Annotated in this window: 18 protein-coding genes; 14 read left to right on the top strand and 4 right to left on the bottom strand. The window is 64.5% G+C overall.

Annotated elements, in window-relative coordinates; translation table 11 throughout:
• The first annotated feature begins 37 nt into the window (after nucleotides 1-37).
• Entirely contained in the window at nucleotides 38-1,168 is a 1,131-nt protein-coding gene (locus FJ543_RS16600; protein WP_140875970.1) for an aminomethyltransferase family protein, read from the top strand.
• A 103-nt stretch (nucleotides 1,169-1,271) separates the two neighbouring features.
• On the opposite strand, the gene FJ543_RS16595 is transcribed toward FJ543_RS16600, so the two are convergent.
• The 3 genes from FJ543_RS16595 to FJ543_RS16585 form a co-directional block, all read right to left on the bottom strand.
• Entirely contained in the window at nucleotides 1,272-1,928 is a 657-nt protein-coding gene (locus tag FJ543_RS16595) for a methionine ABC transporter permease (protein WP_140875968.1), read from the bottom strand.
• Complete coding sequence (locus FJ543_RS16590; protein ID WP_140875966.1) at nucleotides 1,909-2,991, bottom strand: methionine ABC transporter ATP-binding protein; 1,083 nt, start codon at nucleotides 2,989-2,991, stop codon at nucleotides 1,909-1,911. Before FJ543_RS16590 ends, FJ543_RS16595 begins: the two co-directional genes overlap by 20 nt.
• Before the next feature lie 82 nt (nucleotides 2,992-3,073).
• Nucleotides 3,074-3,928 (bottom strand): MetQ/NlpA family lipoprotein, encoded by an 855-nt coding sequence (locus FJ543_RS16585; RefSeq protein WP_140875964.1) that lies wholly within the window; start codon nucleotides 3,926-3,928, stop codon nucleotides 3,074-3,076.
• Nucleotides 3,929-4,553: 625 nt separating this feature from the next.
• On the opposite strand from FJ543_RS16585, the gene FJ543_RS16580 reads away from it, so the two are divergent.
• From FJ543_RS16580 to FJ543_RS16515, 13 genes are all read left to right on the top strand, one after another.
• Complete coding sequence (locus FJ543_RS16580; RefSeq protein ID WP_246678830.1) at nucleotides 4,554-4,874, top strand: hypothetical protein; 321 nt, start codon at nucleotides 4,554-4,556, stop codon at nucleotides 4,872-4,874.
• Between the two features lie 196 nt (nucleotides 4,875-5,070).
• A complete protein-coding gene (locus tag FJ543_RS16575; protein ID WP_140660260.1) occupies nucleotides 5,071-6,165 on the top strand; it encodes a transporter substrate-binding protein in 1,095 nt (364 codons plus the stop codon).
• Nucleotides 6,162-6,809, top strand: coding sequence for an ANTAR domain-containing protein (locus FJ543_RS16570; RefSeq protein ID WP_140875962.1), 648 nt, complete (start codon nucleotides 6,162-6,164; stop codon nucleotides 6,807-6,809). The genes FJ543_RS16575 and FJ543_RS16570 overlap by 4 nt, the downstream gene beginning before the upstream one ends.
• Entirely contained in the window at nucleotides 6,787-7,692 is a 906-nt protein-coding gene (locus tag FJ543_RS16565) for an ABC transporter permease (RefSeq protein WP_140875961.1), read from the top strand. The genes FJ543_RS16570 and FJ543_RS16565 overlap by 23 nt, the downstream gene beginning before the upstream one ends.
• Nucleotides 7,689-8,609 carry an ABC transporter permease gene (locus FJ543_RS16560; protein WP_015314628.1) on the top strand — a complete coding sequence of 307 codons (921 nt, stop codon included), beginning with the start codon at nucleotides 7,689-7,691 and terminating at the stop codon, nucleotides 8,607-8,609. Before FJ543_RS16565 ends, FJ543_RS16560 begins: the two co-directional genes overlap by 4 nt.
• Nucleotides 8,610-8,642: 33 nt before the next feature.
• Nucleotides 8,643-10,286 carry an ABC transporter substrate-binding protein gene (locus FJ543_RS16555; RefSeq protein ID WP_015314627.1) on the top strand — a complete coding sequence of 548 codons (1,644 nt, stop codon included), beginning with the start codon at nucleotides 8,643-8,645 and terminating at the stop codon, nucleotides 10,284-10,286.
• Nucleotides 10,276-11,220, top strand: coding sequence for an acetamidase/formamidase family protein (locus FJ543_RS16550; RefSeq protein ID WP_015314626.1), 945 nt, complete (start codon nucleotides 10,276-10,278; stop codon nucleotides 11,218-11,220). Before FJ543_RS16555 ends, FJ543_RS16550 begins: the two co-directional genes overlap by 11 nt.
• Nucleotides 11,221-11,428: 208 nt before the next feature.
• Nucleotides 11,429-13,192, top strand: a complete 1,764-nt coding sequence (locus tag FJ543_RS16540) for an ABC transporter ATP-binding protein (RefSeq protein ID WP_140875959.1) — start codon at nucleotides 11,429-11,431, stop codon at nucleotides 13,190-13,192.
• A 201-nt stretch (nucleotides 13,193-13,393) separates the two neighbouring features.
• A complete protein-coding gene (locus tag FJ543_RS16535; protein ID WP_140824648.1) occupies nucleotides 13,394-14,602 on the top strand; it encodes an ABC transporter substrate-binding protein in 1,209 nt (402 codons plus the stop codon).
• Nucleotides 14,603-14,616: 14 nt separating this feature from the next.
• Nucleotides 14,617-15,393 carry an ABC transporter ATP-binding protein gene (locus FJ543_RS16530; RefSeq protein WP_140875957.1) on the top strand — a complete coding sequence of 259 codons (777 nt, stop codon included), beginning with the start codon at nucleotides 14,617-14,619 and terminating at the stop codon, nucleotides 15,391-15,393.
• On the top strand, nucleotides 15,386-16,096 hold the full coding sequence (locus FJ543_RS16525) for an ABC transporter ATP-binding protein (protein WP_140660251.1): 711 nt from the start codon (nucleotides 15,386-15,388) through the stop codon (nucleotides 16,094-16,096). Before FJ543_RS16530 ends, FJ543_RS16525 begins: the two co-directional genes overlap by 8 nt.
• Before the next feature lie 7 nt (nucleotides 16,097-16,103).
• The gene (locus FJ543_RS16520) at nucleotides 16,104-16,991 is read left to right on the top strand and encodes a branched-chain amino acid ABC transporter permease (RefSeq protein WP_140719386.1); all 888 of its coding nucleotides are present in this window, start codon (nucleotides 16,104-16,106) and stop codon (nucleotides 16,989-16,991) included.
• A gap of 1 nt (nucleotide 16,992) precedes the next feature.
• Nucleotides 16,993-17,985 carry a branched-chain amino acid ABC transporter permease gene (locus FJ543_RS16515; protein WP_181173987.1) on the top strand — a complete coding sequence of 331 codons (993 nt, stop codon included), beginning with the start codon at nucleotides 16,993-16,995 and terminating at the stop codon, nucleotides 17,983-17,985.
• A 130-nt stretch (nucleotides 17,986-18,115) separates the two neighbouring features.
• Here the strand turns inward: FJ543_RS16515 and FJ543_RS16510 are convergent, their stop codons facing one another.
• Entirely contained in the window at nucleotides 18,116-19,249 is a 1,134-nt protein-coding gene (locus tag FJ543_RS16510) for a glycosyltransferase family 9 protein (protein ID WP_224622817.1), read from the bottom strand.
• Nucleotides 19,250-19,379: the final 130 nt, after the last annotated feature.

The following is a 19,379-nucleotide window of genomic DNA, read 5'->3' as shown; positions in this document are numbered from 1 at the left end:
CTCGGCGGCGCCACCCGGCGCTGCCGATTTTTTATGAATGATGGAGATTTTCGTGGCTGAGCGGCGCTCCCCTTTCTACAGCAGCATCGTCGGGCTGGGTGCGGCCATGGGTCGGGTCGGCGGCGATTTCATCTCGGCCAAACATTATTCCGGCATCGCCGACGAACATTTGAATACGCGTAAAAATGTTGGCGTGCAGGACCTCAGCACCATGGGCAAGATGGACATCAAGGGTGCCGACGCCGAGGCGCTGGTCAACCATGTCATTGTCAATGACGCCGCGGCGATGAAGCCGGGCCAAGTACGCTATTCCACCGTCTGTCGGGAGGACGGCGGCATCATGGACGACCTCACCGTCTTCCGGCTGGGCGCGGAGCATTTCATGCTGGTCACCGGTTCGGTCAACCGCCTCAAGATGCTGCCCTGGCTCCAGCATCATGCGCAAGGGCGCAGGGCCTATGTCACCGACATCACGGCCGCCGTCGCCTTCCCGACCATCCAGGGCCCACGCTCGCGCGATCTCTTGAAGGCGATGATTTCGGACGCTGATCTCGACGGATTGAAGCGCTGGGCCTTCACATCAGGCCATATCAACGGAACGCGGGTCCTGATCTCCCGTACAGGCGTGACCGGCGAACTCGGCTTCGAGCTGTTCGTGCCGGCCGACGAGGCGACCTCGGTTTGGGACGCGCTGATGCGCACTGGCCAAGCTTTCGGCTTGAAACCCTATGGCGTGCTGGCCATGTTCACGCTCGGCCTGGAAAAGGCCTATCCGGCGCACGGCATCGACATGGACGAGACGCGCACGCCGTTCCATGTCGGCCTCGACCGCTGGATCAAGTTCGATAAGGGCGATTTCATCGGCCGGGACGCGTTGCTCAAGGTGCGCGACGAGAGCCTCGACGAGCGCTGGACCGGGCTGATCCTCGACGGCGACAAGCCGTCCGCGACGGATGCACGGGTGATGGCCGACGGCGAGGACGCCGGCGTGGTCACCTACAGCGACCACGGCTATTCCCTGGGCAAGGTGCTGGCGACAGCGCATTTGCGATTGCCCTTCACGGCCATAGGCACGGAACTTAGCATTGATATTGACGGCAAGCCGACGCGCGCGGTGGTGGTGCCGATGCCGTTCTTCGACCCGGAAGGGGCGAGGCTGAGGGGCTAGCGCGGCTTGGCTGGAAATCGTTGTGGCTCTCAAATTACTCATGGTGACCATCGCCGACGCTCCATGAGAAGCTCATGGTCGGCCCTGAATACCAGCCGGCTCACTATCCCCACCGATCCAGCCGCGCCACCAGCCGGTCACCGACCCACTGGACGCCGCAGACCAGGATGATCAGCACGATCACCACGGCGATCATCACCGACGTCTCGAAGCGCTGGTAGCCGTAACGGATGGCAAGGTCGCCGAGGCCGCCGGCACCGATGGCTCCTGCCATCGCCGAGGCGCCGACCAGCGTCACCAGCGTCACGGTGAAGCCGGCAACGATGCCGGGGAGCGCCTCGGGCACCAGCACTTCGCGGATGATGGTCCAGCGATTGCCGCCCATGGCGCGCGCCGCCTCGATCAGTCCGTGGTCGACTTCGCGCAATGACACTTCGGCGATCCGCGCATAGTAGGGCGTGGCGGCGATCGACAGCGGCACGATGGCCGCCCATGTGCCGATCGACGTGCCGACGATCAGCCGCGTCAGGGGGATCAGCGCCACCAGAAGGATGATGAACGGCACCGAGCGGAAGCCGTTGATCACGGCGCCGAGCACGCGGTTCACCCAGGGGTTTTCGGCGATGCCGCGGCGTTCGGTGGCAATCAGGGCCAGCCCGAGCGGCAGGCCGAACGCGAGCGAGATCAGGCCGGAGGCGGCCGTCATCAGCACCGTCTCCCAGATCGATCGCAACAGAAGCTCAAACAGGACTGGCGACATGGCCAAGCACCTCCACCCGCGCCTGGCGGGACTTCAGGAATGTGATGGTTTCTGCGAGATGGCTCGCATCGCTGCCGGGAACGGAGAGGAACAGCGTTCCGACCGGCTGCTGCTGGATGTGGTCGATGCCGCCATGGACGAGGCGGAAGGGACCGGGCACGGCGGCCGCAAGGTCGGACAGCAGCGGCTCGCGCGCCGCCTCGCCCGCCACGTCGACGCGCAAGACCGTTTCGGTGCCGGCTCCCGGCAGCAGCCGCGCCGCCAGCTCCGGCGGAAGTTGCGGCCGGATGGTCCCGAGCAGGCGTCTTGTGATGTCCGATTGCGGATCGGCAAACACCGACCAGACCGGCCCTTCCTCGACGATGCGTCCGGTGTCGATCACCGCCACGCGGTCGGCGATCGAGCGGATCACCTCCATCTCGTGGGTGATCAAAAGGATGGTCAGGCCAAGCTGGCGGTTGATATCCTTCAGCAGGGCGAGAATGGAGCGCGTCGTCTCCGGGTCGAGTGCCGAGGTCGCCTCGTCCGACAGAAGCAGCGCTGGCCGCGCGGCAAGCGCTCGGGCGATGCCAACGCGCTGTTTCTGCCCGCCGGACAGCGACGCCGGATAGGCTTTTGCCTTCTCCGACAGGCCGACGAGATCGAGCAGCTCCGCCGCCCGCTTCAGCCGCTCCGCCTTCGGCCGGCCCTCGATCTTGAGCGGCAACGCCACATTGTCCTCGACGGTCTTGGCCGACAGCAGGTTGAAATGCTGGAAGATCATGCCGATGCGCCGTCGCAGCGGCTGCAACTCGCGCTCGCCAAGTCGGCTGATCTCGCGACCTTCGATGAACACCTCGCCGGTGTCAGGCCGCTCCAATCCGTTCAGGCAGCGGATCAGGGTGGACTTGCCGGCACCGCTGCGGCCGATGATGCCGAGAACCTCGCCCTTGCGCACCGTCAAGGAAATGCCGTCGAGCGCCGCCGTCTGGCCGAAGCGGCGCTTCAGGTCGACAAGGCGCACCACGTCCTGCGTGGCGGCCTGATCCGCGGCCTCGGTGGTTGCGATAAAATGCTGGTTCATCGGCAGGTCCCGAAATGCGATCGCGGCCCGCGCATCGCGCGGGCCGCTTAAGCTGTCAAAGGCACGTCAGTGCCCGCATAACTCAATAGGCACTGAGGCCGGTGCCCTTGTAGACCTTGTCGAACTCGGCCTTCACAGCCTCGTTCTGGTAGGACGCGACCAGCGTCTTCACCCAGGCCTCGTTTTCATTGCCGACCTTGACCGCGATGAAGTTGCGGTACGGATTGTCTGCGATCGGCTCCTGAGCGACGCGGTTCTCCGGCGTCAGGCCGCTCTTCAGCGCCCAATCGGTGTTGACCACGGCGGCGTCGAGATCCTCGACCGAGCGGCCGACGATGCCGGCATCCAACTCCTTGATCTCGACCTTTTTCGCATTCTCGGCGATGTCGGCGGTGGTGGCGAGAATGCCGGTGCCATCCCTGAGCTTGATCACGCCCTCATTCTGCAGCACGCGCAGCGCCCGGCCTTCGTTGGACGGGTCGTTCGGCACGCCGATCACCGCGCCCTCCGGCAGATCGGCAACCTTGGTGTACTTCTTGGAGTAGAGGCCGATCGGCCACACGCCGGTATAGCCGACACGCACGATGTGATAGCCCTGCGTCTTGATCTGGTTGTCGAGATAGGGCTGGTGCTGGAAGGCGTTGGCGTCGATCTCGCCGCGCTCCAGCGCCTCGTTGGGCTGGGTGTAGTCGTTGAACACCACGGTCTCGATGCTGAGGCCCTTTTCGGCTGCTTGCGCGACGACGACACGCCAGACATCCTCGTCCTCGCCGCTGATGATGCCGACCTTGATCGCCTTCTTGTCCTCGGCCAAGGACGCATGCGGCGCCATCAGGCTGCCGATCGCGACGGCCGACGCGAACAGCAGAGCGAGGCCGCCGCGGCGGGTGAGGGGTGACCGTGGGGAAAAGGGCAAAGTGTTGTTGGGATCGGACATGATTGATCTCTGCGGTTGTGAAGTCATGGCAGCAAGGCGGATTGCCGAGGCTTGTTCACATCGTCAGAAATTCTACTGATTTTATCAAAGAACGTGTTTCGCCGTTCTCGGCAAAGCCGGGAATATTGTCTCAAAAAACTCAGGGATGTGAGCACAGGACGCCGCCGGGTCGACCATGACGGCGCCGCGCCGCCATCCGGAGATGTCGGGAAGGCAGTCAAGTTTTCAACGAGCCCGCCTCTGCCGACCGGCTGCGCAAATATCTCATGCGTTCGATTTGAGCTTCGAGGACGTCGCCCGAAAATGATGGACGGCCCTCGTTGGCTGCCGGGTTCATCCAGGCGAAGTCAAAAAGCTTTGCGGCTTGCTCAGCCACTTTTTCGTGAAGCTGCGCGGGTTGATCCGACCGTCGGCTTGCCTAGGTAGAAAGGGCGGCCGGGCGCCACGCGATCTCAATAATCGGTATGACATTTTCCTGCATTCGAAAGCTTGCCCTTTCTGGCCTCCTCGTCGTCATCCAGTCCTCCTGCGTCGTTCCCGACGACACGTCGCGCATCGCCAAGGTCGATCAACGGCGGCCGCGGCACGCAAGGAGATGGTCGGCCTCAGCGAAGCCGACGTCCGAATGTGCGCGGGATTTCCGACCGCCACCGCGGAAGTCGGCCAGTCCGGGCAGATCTGGACCTATAAGCGCGTCGTCCAGCGCGGCAATCTCAGCGTCGTCGTTCCTGCCTTGGCCGTGGGGGCGATCCCGACGGTCGGCGGTTCCGTCAATGTCGCTCCCGGCGGTTACTGCGACACGCAGGTTCGCATGGTCGGCGGCCGTGTCGCCGAAGTCGCCTACGCCGGCGACAACAACCTGCCGAACAAGCGCGACGCGCTTTGTGTCAGCACCGTGGATGCCTGCGTGGCCTATGCCCGCCAACACAGGCCGGCGGCCAGATAGCGGCAGCGGATTTCGCGGGAACCAGCGATGGCCGGACACTCGGTGTTTGACGCGGATGGCGTTGAGGGCTTGACTGACCCGCCGGACCGAATACGCTAGGGCAAAATACCGGCTCTGATCGCCGGGCGGCAAATATGCCTCGTATGCCTCGCCCTTGCGGCGCTGGCTGCGGGGCATTGTCATTTTGGGGATCGGTTTGAAACGGCGCATCGAGATCGGCATCCTCTATTCCCGCTCGGGAAGCTATCAGCTCGTCTCCGACGCGTGCCGGATGGGCGCCATGCGCGCCATCGCCGACATCAACGCCGACAGGAGCTCAGGCATCGAACTGGTGCCGGTCGAGCGCGACCCGCAAAGCAATGCCGACCGTTACGCGACGCTGTGCGAAGACATCTTCAGGACCAGCGGTGCACGCCATGTCGTCGGCTGCGTCACTTCCTGGAGCCGCAAGGAGACCATCCCTGTGCTGGAGAAGGCGGGCGGCATGCTCTGGTATGCCTGCCCCTATGAGGGCTTCGAGGCCAACGAGCATGTCGTCTACATGCACGCTTGTCCCAATCAGCATCTGGTGCCGCTTATGGCCCATGTCGTGCCGCGCTTCGGCGCCAACGGTTTCCTGCTCGGGTCGAACTACATCTGGGGCTGGGAGATGAACCGCGTTGCGCGCGACCTCATCGCCGATGCCGGCGGCAAGGTGCTGGGCGAGCGCTATCTGCGCATCGGCGAGACCGACGTGTCGCGGCTGATCGCCGAGATCCGCGCGACGCGGCCGAACTTCATCCTCAACAACCTGATCGGCACCTCGTCCTATGCCTTCCTGGCGGCCTATCGCGATCTGGCGGGCGAGGATGCGGCTTTCAGTCCTGAATCTTGCCCGGTGATCTCCTGCAACCTGACCGAAGGCGAACTGCCGGCGATCGGCGAAACGGGCAAGGGTCATCTGTCGGTCGGACCGTATTTCGCGCCGCGGCCGGCCGCCTTCGCATCGTCCTTCGAAGCCTCCGCCTATGCCTCGGTGCAGGTAATGGCCGACGTGCTGTCGCGCGATCCCGACGCCGGCCCGGCGGAATTTTCCAAGGCCTTCGCCGAGCGGCGCTTCTCCACGAGGCTCGGCCCGATCGCCATCGACGCCCATTCCCAGCACGCCACGCTGCCTGTCATCATCGGCCGGATCGCGGACGGCTATTTCGAAGTCGTCAGCCGGCAGCACGAGGTCGCGCCGGATCCGTATCTGTCGCGCTACGACCCCGCAAAGACATTCGGCCGGCCACGTTTGCGGGTGGTGTCGTGACCAGAACCCCGCGCATCCCCAATCTCGGCGGCGCCAGGGCCTTTGTCCTGCATCGCCCGCACCCGACGGTGCAGGCGATCACCAGGCAATTGTCGGCCATCGGCCTTGTCACCGTGGATTGCTGGCCGGAACTGGCACCGGAGGCGCTGGCCGCCGACTTCGTCTTCTTCGACGCCGACCTCGGCTTCGACGAGCAATTCCCCTGGAAGCCGGGCGAGGCGCCGATGCCGCTGGTGGCGCTGATCGGTTCCGAGGCGCCGGGCCGCATCGAATGGGCGCTGTCGCACAAGGCCGACGCCCAGCTCCTGAAGCCGGTCGGCAATGCCGGTGTCTACAGCGCGCTGCTGATCGCGCGCCAGAGTTTCGAGGCGAGAAAACATTTAGCCGGCGAAATTGCCGCGCTGCGCCAGCGGGTCGCCGAACGCCAGACCATCGTGCGGGCTGTCTCGGCTTTGTCGAAAGGCGGCGACGACGACCGCGCCTATGCGCAGCTGCGCTCGCTGGCGATGAGCTGGCAGATCAGCGTCGAGGACGCCGCGCGCCGAATCGTGGCGATGATGGAGGAAGCCAAGACCGGGGAAACCAGGACCGGGGAAGCCCAGATCGGGGAAGAGAGCGGCGATGACCAGCCCCATCGCGCCTGATCTCATGGCAGGGCGCATGCCGGCCAGACCGCGCGCCGGTGTCTGGCGCCGGCTGGTCAAGCGCCGCCTGGCGCTGCTCGGCCTGGTTATCGTCGCCATTGTCGTTGCCGGTGCGATCCTGGCGCCATGGCTGACCGGCTACGATCCCAACGAACAGATGTTCGACGGTCTCACCATCGAGGGCTCGCCTCTGCCGCCGAGCGCGAAATTCTGGCTGGGCACCGACCTGCTCGGGCGTGACCTGTTGACCCGCATCCTCTACGGCGCGCGCACCTCGCTGATCATCGGCATCGTCGCCAACGGCGTCGCGCTTTTGATCGGCACGCTGGTCGGCGTCACCGCCGGCTATTTCCGCGGCTGGATCGGCGGCGCGCTGATGCGCTTCACCGATTTGATGATGGCGTTTCCGGCGCTGCTGCTCGCCATCTGCCTGGCGGCGGTGTTCCAGCCGAGCCTGTGGATCGTCGCCATGGTCATCGCGCTGGTCAACTGGGTGCAGACCGCCCGCGTCGTCTACACCGAGACCTCGTCACTCGCCGAACGCGAGTTCATCGGTGCCGAACGCACCATCGGGGCCGGCGCGCCGCGCATCCTGTTTCGCCACATCCTGCCGCATCTCCTGCCGACCATCATCGTCTGGGGCACGCTCGGCATCTCGACCACGGTGCTGCTCGAGGCCACGCTCTCCTTCCTCGGCATCGGCGTGCAGCCGCCGACGGCGTCATGGGGCAATATCATCTTCGAGAACCAGACCTATTTCCAGGCGGCACCCTGGCTGGTGTTCTTCCCCGGCGCCGCGATCCTGGCCCTGGCGCTGGCCTTCAACCTGATCGGCGACGCGCTGCGCGACATTCTCGATCCGACGCAAAGGGGCCGGGCATGATCGCCTATCTCGGCCGCCGGCTGATCCAGTCGCTGCTCATCCTGCTCGGCGTCTCGCTGATCACCTTCGCGCTGCTCTATCTCCTGCCCGCCGATCCGGTGCGCCAGATCGCCGGCCGCAGCGCCACGCCGCAGACGGTCGAGAACATCCGCCAGCAGCTCGGCCTCGACCAGCCCTTCGTCGTCCAGTACTGGCACTATCTGACGAAGCTCGTCAGCGGCGATCTCGGCCGCTCCTACATCCAGCGCTCGGAGGTGACCGAACTCATCGTCTCGCGGCTGCCGGCGAGCCTGCTGCTGATGGTCGGGGCCATCCTGTGCGAGCTGCTGATCGGCCTCTCGATGGGCCTGATCGCCGCCGTCAAGCGCGGCACCGCCACCGACCAGACCCTGATGGTCGCCTCCTTCATCGGCGTCTCGGCGCCGCAATTCGTCGTCGGCCTGCTGCTGCTCTATGTCTTCGCGGTCAGGCTGAGCTGGTTCCCGATCGGCGGCTATGGCACATGGCGCCATCTCGTGCTGCCGTCGCTCACCATGGGCATCCTCGGCGCCGGCTGGTATGCGCGCATGATGCGCTCGTCGATGATCGACGTGCTGCGCCAGGATTACGTCCGCACCGCGCGTGCCAAGGGCCTGGCTCGGGGCGCCATCATTTTCCGCCATGCGCTGCCCAACGCCATCCTGCCGGTCGTCGCCATGATCGGCATCGACATCGGCATCTTCATGGGCGGCATCGTCGTGGTCGAAAGCGTGTTTGGCTGGCCCGGCATCGGCCAGCTCGCCTGGCAAGCCATCCAGCGTGTCGACATCCCGATCATCATGGGCGTCACGCTGGTCTCGGCCTTCGCCATCGTGCTCGGCAATCTCCTGGCCGACATCATCGCGCCCTTCATCGACCCCCGTATCAAACTGAGATGAACCAGAAAACAAACAGAGAAAGGGAACAGGACAATGAAGAAGTTTCTCGCATCGACCGTCGCGGCATCGGCGCTGGCGCTGATGCTCGGCATGACAAGCGCCCGCGCCGAGGACACCGTCGACCCGAACGCCAAGCAGGGCGGCGCCATCACCATCACCTACAAGGACGACGTCGCGACCCTCGACCCGGCCATCGGCTATGACTGGCAGAACTGGTCGATGATCAAGAGCCTGTTCGACGGCTTGATGGACTACGAGCCCGGCACCACCAACCTCAAGCCCGACCTCGCCGAGAGCTACGAGATTTCGCCCGACGGCAAGACCTTCACCTTCAAGCTGCGCCATGGCGTGAAGTTCCACAATGGCCGCGAGATGACCGCCGAAGACGTGAAATATTCGCTCGACCGCGTCACCAATCCGAAGACGCAGAGCCCCGGCGCCGGCTTCTTCGGCTCGATCAAGGGCTATGACGATGTCGCCGCCGGCAAGGCCGAGACGCTTTCCGGCGTCACCGTCGTCGACCCCTACACTGTCAAGTTCGAGCTGACCCGCCCGGACGCCACCTTCCTGCATGTCATGGCCATCAACTTTTCCCATGTCGTGCCGAAGGAAGAGGTCGAGAAATACGGTGCCGATTTCGGCAAGCATCCGGTCGGGACCGGCGCCTTCAAGCTCGCGGAATGGACCCTTGGCCAGCGCATCGTCTTCGAACGCAACGCGGACTATTGGCACAAGGGCCTGCCGCATCTCGACAAGATCACCTTCGAGATCGGCCAGGAGCCGATCGTGGCGCTTCTGCGCCTGCAGAAGGGCGAGATCGACGTGCCTGGCGACGGCATTCCGCCGGCCAAATTCCAGGAGGTGATGGCCGATCCCGAGCAGAAGGCGCGTGTCGTCGAAGGAGGCCAACTGCACACCGGCTATGTCACCATGAACACAACCATGGCGCCGTTCGACAATGTGAAGGTGCGACAGGCCGTCAACATGGCGCTCAACAAGGCGCGCATCATCCAGATCATCAACGGCCGCGCCGTGCCGGCCAACCAGCCGCTGCCGCCGTCGATGCCCGGCTACGACAAGGCGTACAAGGGCTACCCCTATGACGTCGCCAAGGCCAAGGCGCTGCTGGCCGAGGCCGGTCATCCCGACGGTTTCGACACGCAATTGTTCGCCATGAACACCGACCCCAACCCGCGCATCGCCCAGGCGATCCAGCAGGACCTGGCGGCTATCGGCATCAAGGCCAGCATCCAGTCGCTGGCCCAGGCCAACGTCATCGCCGCCGGCGGCGACAAGGCCGGCGCGCCGATGATCTGGTCGGGCGGCATGGCCTGGATCGCCGACTTCCCGGATCCGTCCAACTTCTACGGCCCGATCCTCGGCTGCGCCGGTGCGGTACCGGGCGGCTGGAACTGGTCGTGGTATTGCAACAAGGATCTCGACGCCAAGGCGGCAGAGGCCGATTCGGTGGTCGACCCGGCCAAGGCCGCCGAGCGCGACAAGATGTGGAGCGCCATCTACGACAAGGTGATGGAGGACGCCCCCTGGGCGCCGGTCTTCAACGAACAGCGCTTCACCATGAAATCGGCGCGCATGGGCGGCGCCGACAACCTCTATGTCGACCCGGTCCATATCCCGATCAACTATGACAATGTGTACGTAAAAGATGTGCAATAACTGCGATTACACCATCCACGGGCGCCATCACCATTTCGGCTGGGACAATTCCTTTGTCCCGGCCGAGCGGGTGGCGCCAGGCTCGACCATCGAGTTCCAGTGCCTCGATTCCTCGGGCGGCCAGTTGCAGCCCGGCAGCACCGTCGCCGACATCGCCAAGCTCGACTTTGGCCAGATCAATCCGGTCACCGGGCCGATCTTCGTCGAAGGCGCCGAGCCGGGTGACGCGCTGAAGGTGACGATCGAGATGTTCAAACCGTCCGGCTTCGGCTGGACGGCGAACATTCCCGGTTTCGGCCTGCTCGCCGACGATTTCCAGGAGCCGGCGCTCAACATCTGGAAATACGATGCCGCCTCGCTGGAGCCGGCGTTGTTCGGCAAAAACGCTCGCGTGCCGCTAAAGCCATTCGCCGGCACCATCGGCAACGCGCCGGCCGAAATGGGCCACCACTCGGTGGTGCCGCCGCGCCGCGTCGGCGGCAATCTCGACATCCGCGATCTCGCCGCCGGCACCACGCTCTATCTGCCGGTGGAGGTGGCGGGCGCGCTGTTCTCGGTTGGCGACACGCATGCCGCGCAAGGCGACGGCGAGGTCTGCGGCACGGCGATCGAAAGCCCGATGAACGTCGTGCTGAAACTCGACCTGGTGAAAGATGCGCGGCTGAAAACGCCGCGCTTCACCACGCCGGGTCCGGTGACACGCCATCTCGACGCCAAGGGCTACGAGGTGACGACCGGCATCGGGCCGGACCTGATGGCGGGCGCGAAGGAGGCCGTGGCGCAGATGGTCGACCTGCTCGCCGGCCGCTACCAGATCGACCCGGTCGAAGCCTACATGCTGGCCTCGGTCTGCGGCGATCTCCGCATCAGCGAGATCGTCGACATGCCCAACTGGGTGGTGTCGTTCTACTTCCCGCGCTGCGTGTTTGAATGACAGGTCAGCGTCTAGACACCCCCCTCTGGCCTGCCGGCCATCTCCCCCGCAAGGGGGGAGATCGGATCGCGCTTGGGCTTTCGCCAATCGTCACCGTTGGAAGAGAGGCGGGGCGTGGGAACTGCCAATCTCCCCCCTTGCGGGGGAGATGCCCGGCAGGGCAGAGGGGGGCGTGCCGGAGTAAATCCCTTTCCGGGCTGCCTCCCCAATGACCTCAACTCCCGAAACCATCCTCACCATCGCCAACCTCTGCGTCTCCGTGCGCGGCGAGGAGGGCTCCCGCGAGGTCGTCTCCAACCTGTCCCTGACGCTCAAGCGTGGCGAGACGCTCTGCATCGCCGGCGAATCCGGCTCCGGCAAATCGATGACCGCGCTTGCGATCATGCAGCTTCTGCCGCAGCCCGCCGCGCGCATCTCCGCCGGCACCATCCACCTTGGCGCCACCGAGCTGACCGCCCTCGACGAACGCCGGATGCGCCATATCCGCGGCGACCGCATCGCCATGATTTTCCAGGAGCCGATGACCTCGCTCAACCCGGTGCTGTCGATCGGTCGCCAGCTCACCGAATCCATCGAGGCGCACACCAGCCTGTCGCGGGACGAGGCCCGCCAGCGCGCCGTCGAGGCGTTGAAGGCGGTGCGCATTTCGGAGGCCGAAAGCCGGCTAAGGCAATTTCCGCACGAGCTCTCCGGCGGCATGCGCCAGCGGGTGATGATCGCCATGGCGCTGGCGCTGGAACCGGACGTGCTGATCGCCGACGAGCCGACCACCGCGCTCGATGTCACCGTGCAGGGCGAGGTGCTGGAGCTGCTGCGCGACCTGCAGCAGAAGCACGGCACCAGCGTCATCCTGATCACCCACGACATGGGCGTTGTCGCCGAAATGGCCGATCGCGTCATCATCATGCGGCATGGACGCATGGTCGAAGAAGGCAAGACGTCGGACATTTTCGCCCACCCGCAAGCCGAATACACGCGCGAGCTGCTGGCCGCCGTGCCGCGCATCGGCAGCGGCGCCGGCCGTCAGAAATCTAGGGAAACCGAAGCCGCAACGCCGGCGAAGGTCGCCGAGGTCACCGATCTGCACGTCCGCTTCGACCTGCGCGGCGGCGTCTTCGGCCGGGTCACCCGCCGCGTTCACGCCGTCGAGGGCGTCAGCTTTTCGATCGCGCCCAACGAAACGCTGGCGCTGGTCGGCGAATCCGGCTGCGGCAAGTCGACCACCGCCAAGGCGCTGGCCGGGCTGGTGCCGTATAGCGGCGACATCGTCGTCGGCGGCCGCAATTTGTCCGGCCTCGGCCGCGACGAGCGCAAGGCGGTGCGCCGCGACGTGCAGATGATTTTCCAGGACCCCTACGCCTCGCTCGACCCACGCATGCGCGTCGGCGACCTCGTCGCCGAGCCGCTGCTGATCCACGGCATCGCCTCGAAGGAAGAACGCCGCGAGCGGGTCGCCGCGCTGTTCGATCGCGTCGGCCTGTCATCGGACCAGATGGAGCTTTACCCGCACGAATTTTCCGGCGGCCAGCGCCAGCGCGTCTGCATCGCGCGTGCGCTGGCGCTCAGGCCAAAGCTGATCATCGCCGACGAGAGCGTCTCGGCGCTGGACGTCTCGGTGCAGGCGCGCGTGCTCGACCTCCTGAAGGAATTGCAGCGCGAATTCGGCGTCGCCTATCTCTTCATCTCGCACGACATGGCGGTGGTCGAGAATATCTCCGACCGTGTCGCCGTCATGTATCTGGGCCAGATCGTCGAGATGGGCACACGCGACCAGGTTTTTTCCAACCCCCGCCATCCCTACACCAGGCGCCTGATCGAAGCCGTGCCGGTGCCGGATCCGGCGCGTCGCCGAAGCCGTTTCGCCCGCCTCGACCAGGAAATCCCCAGCGCCACCCGCCGCATCGGCGAGGCGCCGCTGAAACTGGCGCTCAGCGACGTCGGCAACGGCCATCTCGTCGCCGCCGAGGGCTGAGGCCATCCGGGCCCAGACAAGCTCGGTCCGCGGCAGGTCGAGCTTCACATAGTCGTGTCGCACGCCATGGGCCGTCTCGCCGTCATGAAATCCGGGGCCGCCCCTTGCCCTTCCGCCTCATTTTCCTAATGTTGCATAGTGCTTGCGGATGACGATCGTAGGGGGCGGGCGGATTCATCCACATTGGGAGGAAGTAAACTCATGAAGCTACGCTATGTCGTTTCCGCCGCGCTTCTCGCGGCCACCACTATCCCCGCCTCGGCCGCCGAGATTTCCGATGGCAAGGTCAAGATCGGCATCCTCAACGACCAATCCGGCGTCTACGCCGATTTCGGCGGCAAGTGGTCGGTCGAGGCGGCCAAGATGGCGGTCGAGGATTTCGGCGGCAAGGTGCAGGGAGCGCCGGTCGAGATCATCAGCGCCGACCATCAGAACAAGCCCGACATCGCCTCCAACATCGCCCGCCAGTGGTATGACACCGAGCAGGTCGACGCCATCATGGAGCTGACGACCTCTTCGGTCGCGCTCGCCGTGCAAGGGATTTCCAAGGAAAAGAAGAAGATCGACATCGTCACCGGTGCGGCGACCACCGACCTCACCGGCAAGCAGTGCTCGCCCTACGGCTTCCACTGGGCCTATGACACCCACTCGCAGGCGGTGGGAACCGGCGGCTCCCTCGTCCAGCAGGGCGGCGACAGCTGGTTCTTCGTCACCGTCGACTATGCGTTCGGCTATTCGCTGAAGGAGCAGACCGCCAAGTTCGTCGAGAGCCATGGCGGCAAGGTGCTGGGCGAGGTGCGTTATCCCCTCGGCGCGACCGACTATTCGTCCTTCCTGCTGCAGGCGCAATCGTCGGGCGCCAAGGTCATCGGGCTGGCCAATGCCGGCCTCGACACCTCCAATTCCATCAAACAGGCGGCCGAATTCGGCATCGTCCAGGGCGGCCAGCGCCTGGCGGCGCTCCTGTTCACACTGGCCGAGGTGCATGGGCTCGGCCTGCAGGCGGCGCAAGGCGTCGTGCTGACCGAGGGCTATTACTGGGACCGCGACGACAAGAGCCGCGAATTCGGGCAGCGCTTCTTCAAGCGCACCAACCGCATGCCGAACATGATCCAGGCCGCGACCTATTCGGCGGTGACGCAGTATTTGAAGGCGATCGACAAGGCCGGCACCGACGAGACCGAAGCGGTCGCCAAGCAACTCCATTCGCTGCCGGTGGACGACGCCGTCATCACCGGCGGCAAGGTCCAGGCCGATGGCAACATGGTCCACGATATGTATCTCTACCAGGTCAAGGCGCCCAGCGAGAGCACCAAGGACTGGGATTATTACAAATACCTCGCCACCATCCCCGGCAAGGAGGCGTTCCTGAGCGAGAAGGACAGCGGCTGCGCGACGGCCGCCCAGTGACCGGCGCGGCCACGGTGCCGCCTGATCTGAACGCGGAAGAGCCGCGGGTGGTGCTTTCCGCTCGCGGCCTGCGGCGTGACTTTGCCGGCTTCGTCGCCGTCAGGAATGTCGATCTCGATGTCCGCCATGGCAACATCCATGCGCTGATCGGGCCCAACGGCGCCGGCAAGACGACCGTTTTCAACCTGCTGACCAAATTCCTGGCGCCGACCAGCGGCAGGATCGAACTGCTCGGCCACGACATCACCCGCACCTCGCCGGCCAAAGTAGCGCGGATGGGGCTGGTGCGCTCGTTCCAGATCTCGGCGATCTTTCCGCATCTCAGCGTGCTCGACAATGTGCGCGTCGCGCTGCAGCGGCCGGCTGGGCTCGGCATCCAGTTCTGGCGCTCGCTGGCGGCGCTCGACCGGTTGACGCCGCGTGCCATGGAACTGCTGCGGTCCGTCGGCCTCGACGATGCCGCGAACAGGCAGGCCGGCGATCTTTCCTATGGCAGGAAACGCGTGCTCGAGATCGCCACGACGCTGGCGCTGGATCCCAAAGTGCTGCTGCTCGACGAGCCGATGGCCGGCATGGGCCATGAGGACGTGGCCACGGTTTCCGCCCTCATCCGCTCGGTGGCGGGCGACCGCGCGGTTCTGATGGTCGAGCACAATCTGACCGTGGTGGCCGATCTCTGCGACTGGATAACGGTGATGCAGCGCGGCGAGGTGCTCGCGGCCGGCGACTACGCCACCGTCAGCCGCGACGAACGCGTCAAGGTGGCCTATATGGGCACCGCCGATGACTAGTGCTGCGCCTCTGCTCGCGGTCCGCGGCCTCAATGCCTGGTATGGCGAGGGCCATGCGCTGCACGGCGTCGACCTCGAAGTGTTTGCCGGCGAGACGGTCACATTGCTCGGCCGCAACGGCGTCGGCAAGACGACGACGCTGCGCGCCATCATGGGCCTGATCCGCCGACGCACCGGCAAGGTCGTCTTCGACGGCGCCGACCTGATGCGGCTGCCGCTGCACCGCACCGCGCACCAGGGCATCGGCTTCGTGCCGGAGGAACGCGGCATCTTCTCGACGCTGACCGTCGACGAGAACCTGGTGCTGCCGCCGGTCGTCGCTCCGGGCGGCATGAGCGTCGAGGAAATCTTCGATCTGTTCCCCAATCTGAAGGAGCGGCGCAACAGTCCCGGCACCAGGCTGTCGGGCGGCGAACAGCAGATGCTGGCGATCGCGCGCATGCTGCGGACCGGGGTGAAGATGCTGCTCTTGGACGAACCGACCGAGGGCCTCGCGCCTGTCATCGTCCAGCGCATCGGCGAGCTGCTGGCGACGCTGAAGCAGCGCGGCATGACCATCCTGCTGGTGGAGCAGAATTTCCGCTTCGCCAGCCGTGTCGCCGACCGTTTCTACCTGATGGAGCACGGCAAGGTCGTGGCCGGGTTTCCCACCGGCGAACTGGCGGACCGCATGACGCTGCTCCACGAAATCCTGGGTGTATGATGGCGCCATGACGATGATCTTCGGCATCCCCGTCCAGGCATTGCTCGGCCAGTTGCTGGTCGGGCTGATCAACGGCTCCTTCTACGCCATGCTGAGCCTTGGTCTGGCCGTGATTTTCGGCCTGCTGCGCGTCATCAACTTCGCCCATGGCGCCCAGTATATGCTGGGCGCCTTCATTGGCTATCTCCTGCTCACCCATCTCGGCATCGGCTATTGGCCGGCGCTGGTCCTGGCGCCGCTGATTGTCGGCATCTTCGGCGTCGTGGTCGAGCGCCTGGCGCTGTCGCGGCTCTACGACACCGATCCGCTCTACGGCCTGCTCTTCACTTTCGGCCTCGCGCTCGTGCTCGAAGGCATCTTCCGCTACTATTACGGCGTGTCGGGAAACCCCTACGCGGTGCCGCCGCTGCTGGCCGGCGGCACCAATCTCGGCTTCATGTTCCTGCCCATTTATCGCGGCTGGGTCGTGGTCGCCTCGCTGCTCGTCTGCTTCGGCACATGGGCGCTGATCGAGAAGACCAGGCTCGGTTCCTATCTGCGCGCCGCGACCGAAAATCCCCGTCTCGTCCAGGCCTTCGGCGTTAACGTGCCGTTGCTTTTGACCCTCACCTACGGCCTCGGCTCGGCCCTTGCCGGGCTCGCCGGCATCCTGGCCGCGCCGATCTACCAGGTCAGCCCGCTGATGGGATCGGATCTCATCATCGTCGTCTTCGCGGTCGTCGTGGTCGGCGGCATGGGCTCGATCCTCGGCGCCATCGTCACCGGCTACATGCTTGGCCTCGCCGAGGGCCTGACCAAGGTTTTTTACCCCGAGGCCTCCAACCTGGTGGTCTTCGTCATCATGGCGATCGTGCTTTTGGTCCGGCCGGCCGGCCTGTTCGGAAAGGACGCCTGAGATGGCGGAGGAGACATCCGACATGGCCGGGCTTTCGCTGCGCGAGGCATCGGCCAAACCCTCGCCAAGGCTCGAATGGGTGCTGGTCGGGCTCGGCATAGCGGCGCTGCTGGCGGCCCCGTTCTTCGTCTACCCGATCTTCCTGATGAAGATGCTGTGCTTCGCGCTGTTTGCTTGCGCCTTCAATCTCCTGCTCGGCTACACCGGCCTGTTGTCCTTCGGCCACGCCACCTTCTTCGGTGGCGCCGCCTATTTCACCGCGCACGCCGTCAAGGTCTGGGGCTGGCCGCCGGAAGCCGGCATCCTGCTCGGCATGGCGGGCGCCGCACTGCTCGGCCTCGTCATGGGTTTCTTCGCCATTCGCCGGCAAGGCATCTATTTCGCCATGATCACGCTGGCGCTGTCGCAGATGTTCTTCTTCTTTTGCGTGCAGGCGCCGTTCACGCAAGGCGAGGACGGCATCCAGGGCGTGCCGCGCGGCGCCCTGTTCGGTGTCCTCGACCTCAACGCCCCGATGAACATCTATTATTTCGTGCTTGTCATGGTCCTGCTCGGCATCTTCGCCATCTGGCGCATCGTCAACTCGCCCTTCGGCATGATCCTGCGCTCGATCCGCGAAAACGAGAACCGCGCCATTTCGCTCGGCTATTCCGTAGCCGGCTATAAGCTCGCCGCCTTCGTCATGTCGGCGGCGCTGGCCGGGCTCGCCGGCTCGCTCAAGGCGATCGTCTTCCAGTTCGCCACCCTCACCGACGTCACCTGGCAGATGTCGGGCGAGGTCATCCTGATGACGCTGCTCGGCGGCATCGGCACCATGGTCGGCCCGATCATCGGCGCCAGCCTCGTCGTCGGCCTGGAGAACACGCTCGCCACGTCAGGTTTCCCCGTGACCATCGCCACCGGCCTGATCTTCATGGTCTGCGTGCTGGTGTTCCGGCGCGGGATCGTGGGAGAGGTTTATGCGCGGGTGCTGGGGCGGGTGGGGAAGGGGTGACTTAGGGTTTGCATCGCTACTGGCGATCCTTTACCGCCTGCCTATCACCGAATTGATGATCGCACGATCTCGTCGACATAGGTCTGCAGTGCCTTCTTCACGGTTTCACGCGGGCCGGTCATCGCTGTTTCTACCGGAGTGAGTCTGTTTGATTGGCCGTCTCGTTCGCCTGTTGCCTCACTGCATCCATCAGGTCTCGTGTCGCCTGGGCGACCTTGGCAACGGGTAGTCGATGAACGCAGTACACGCCGCCCGGATTGCCGGGCTTGCACAAATCGGGCGCAATGCACTGGCAAGGCAACGGCGGCTCAACGGTGCGGTGAAGCACCCCGAGAGGTCCCCAGATGTCGGGTGGCGTGAGGCCATAAAGGCCCACAACCGGGGTTCCGACTGACGCAGCCAGGTGCATTGGGCCGCTCTCGTTTCCCAGAAAGATAAATGCATCCGCAAGCAAAGCAGTTAATGTCTCAAGCGAGATCTTACCAACAACGCTCGCCAATGGTGACGCTGCCATGTCCAAGATTGTCTGCGCGGTTGAGCCTTCATTAGGTCCACCAACCAGTAGTGACCGCAGGCCCGTCGCGGCATAAACCTCGTCGATTATTGCAGCGAACCGTTCAGGTTGCCAACACCGCCCTTCGAACCTTGCTCCAGCGTGCACAGCGACGAAAGCTTTTACAGCCAGCTTGCTTTGCGCCAGAACCTGGGTAGACGCGCTTCGCCCGACCGGTGTGGGTTCAAGCCTCGGCGTCACTTCGCGTAATTCTATCCCAAGGGCTTCAAGCGGGGACAAATATCGGTACAAATAGTGCGCGCCTCCATGACCAAAGGGTTTAGCAAATATATTAGCAGGCTGACCTTCCCAAAACTTCAGGGGCTTTTCCGGGGGGTTGTACCCAACGCGCAGCGGAGCGCCGATTGACCTGTGCAATATCCTTGACGTCTTCGAGTCAGTTACATCAATGGTGAGATCGAATTTTCGGCGACGGAGGTCAGCGACCAAGCTTGAATATTCCTTCATCCGCTGAAGCAGACTTCTACCAGCACTTCTACCGTCGAACCCGATGGCCACGTCCGCGATATTCTGGCTGGTTACGAAGTCTCGCAGGCCAGGAGCGCAGAGCATGACTATCGCAGCGTTTGGGTAAGCGAGGCGCAGATTTCGCACGAGCACCGAAGTTAGAATGATGTCCCCGATGTACTTCGTCTGAATAACGAGAATGGACTTGATAGTCTGCCGATCAACCATCGAGATATTCAGCACACCAACCTCCTGGAGGGCGGGTAATGTTGGTCGTTGGTCGGTTCGCAGCTCCGAGAAATGGATATCTCATCGGAGCTAGATCATCTTTGCTATAGCGTTCGGGACAGCCCATGTTGCAAGCTCCCCTAAG

This window comes from Mesorhizobium sp. B2-5-7 (assembly GCF_006440875.1).
In the GTDB taxonomy this organism is placed as follows: Bacteria; Pseudomonadota; Alphaproteobacteria; order Rhizobiales; family Rhizobiaceae; genus Mesorhizobium; species Mesorhizobium australicum.
The sequence above is the reverse complement of the archived record's forward strand: the minus strand, read 5'-3'. Positions and strand labels throughout refer to the sequence as shown.

Coding starts and splice junctions, on each gene's coding strand:
- FJ543_RS16560 (WP_015314628.1), top strand. CDS start 7,689: ATGATCGCCTATCTCGGCCGCCGGCTGATCCAGTCGCTGCTCATCCTG.
- FJ543_RS16565 (WP_140875961.1), top strand. CDS start 6,787: ATGACCAGCCCCATCGCGCCTGATCTCATGGCAGGGCGCATGCCGGCC.
- FJ543_RS16535 (WP_140824648.1), top strand. CDS start 13,394: ATGAAGCTACGCTATGTCGTTTCCGCCGCGCTTCTCGCGGCCACCACT.
- FJ543_RS16580 (WP_246678830.1), top strand. CDS start 4,554: ATGTGCGCGGGATTTCCGACCGCCACCGCGGAAGTCGGCCAGTCCGGG.
- FJ543_RS16590 (WP_140875966.1), bottom strand. CDS start 2,991: ATGAACCAGCATTTTATCGCAACCACCGAGGCCGCGGATCAGGCCGCC.
- FJ543_RS16525 (WP_140660251.1), top strand. CDS start 15,386: ATGACTAGTGCTGCGCCTCTGCTCGCGGTCCGCGGCCTCAATGCCTGG.
- FJ543_RS16585 (WP_140875964.1), bottom strand. CDS start 3,928: ATGTCCGATCCCAACAACACTTTGCCCTTTTCCCCACGGTCACCCCTC.
- FJ543_RS16520 (WP_140719386.1), top strand. CDS start 16,104: ATGACGATGATCTTCGGCATCCCCGTCCAGGCATTGCTCGGCCAGTTG.
- FJ543_RS16550 (WP_015314626.1), top strand. CDS start 10,276: ATGTGCAATAACTGCGATTACACCATCCACGGGCGCCATCACCATTTC.
- FJ543_RS16595 (WP_140875968.1), bottom strand. CDS start 1,928: ATGTCGCCAGTCCTGTTTGAGCTTCTGTTGCGATCGATCTGGGAGACG.
- FJ543_RS16540 (WP_140875959.1), top strand. CDS start 11,429: ATGACCTCAACTCCCGAAACCATCCTCACCATCGCCAACCTCTGCGTC.
- FJ543_RS16600 (WP_140875970.1), top strand. CDS start 38: ATGATGGAGATTTTCGTGGCTGAGCGGCGCTCCCCTTTCTACAGCAGC.
- FJ543_RS16555 (WP_015314627.1), top strand. CDS start 8,643: ATGAAGAAGTTTCTCGCATCGACCGTCGCGGCATCGGCGCTGGCGCTG.
- FJ543_RS16515 (WP_181173987.1), top strand. CDS start 16,993: ATGGCGGAGGAGACATCCGACATGGCCGGGCTTTCGCTGCGCGAGGCA.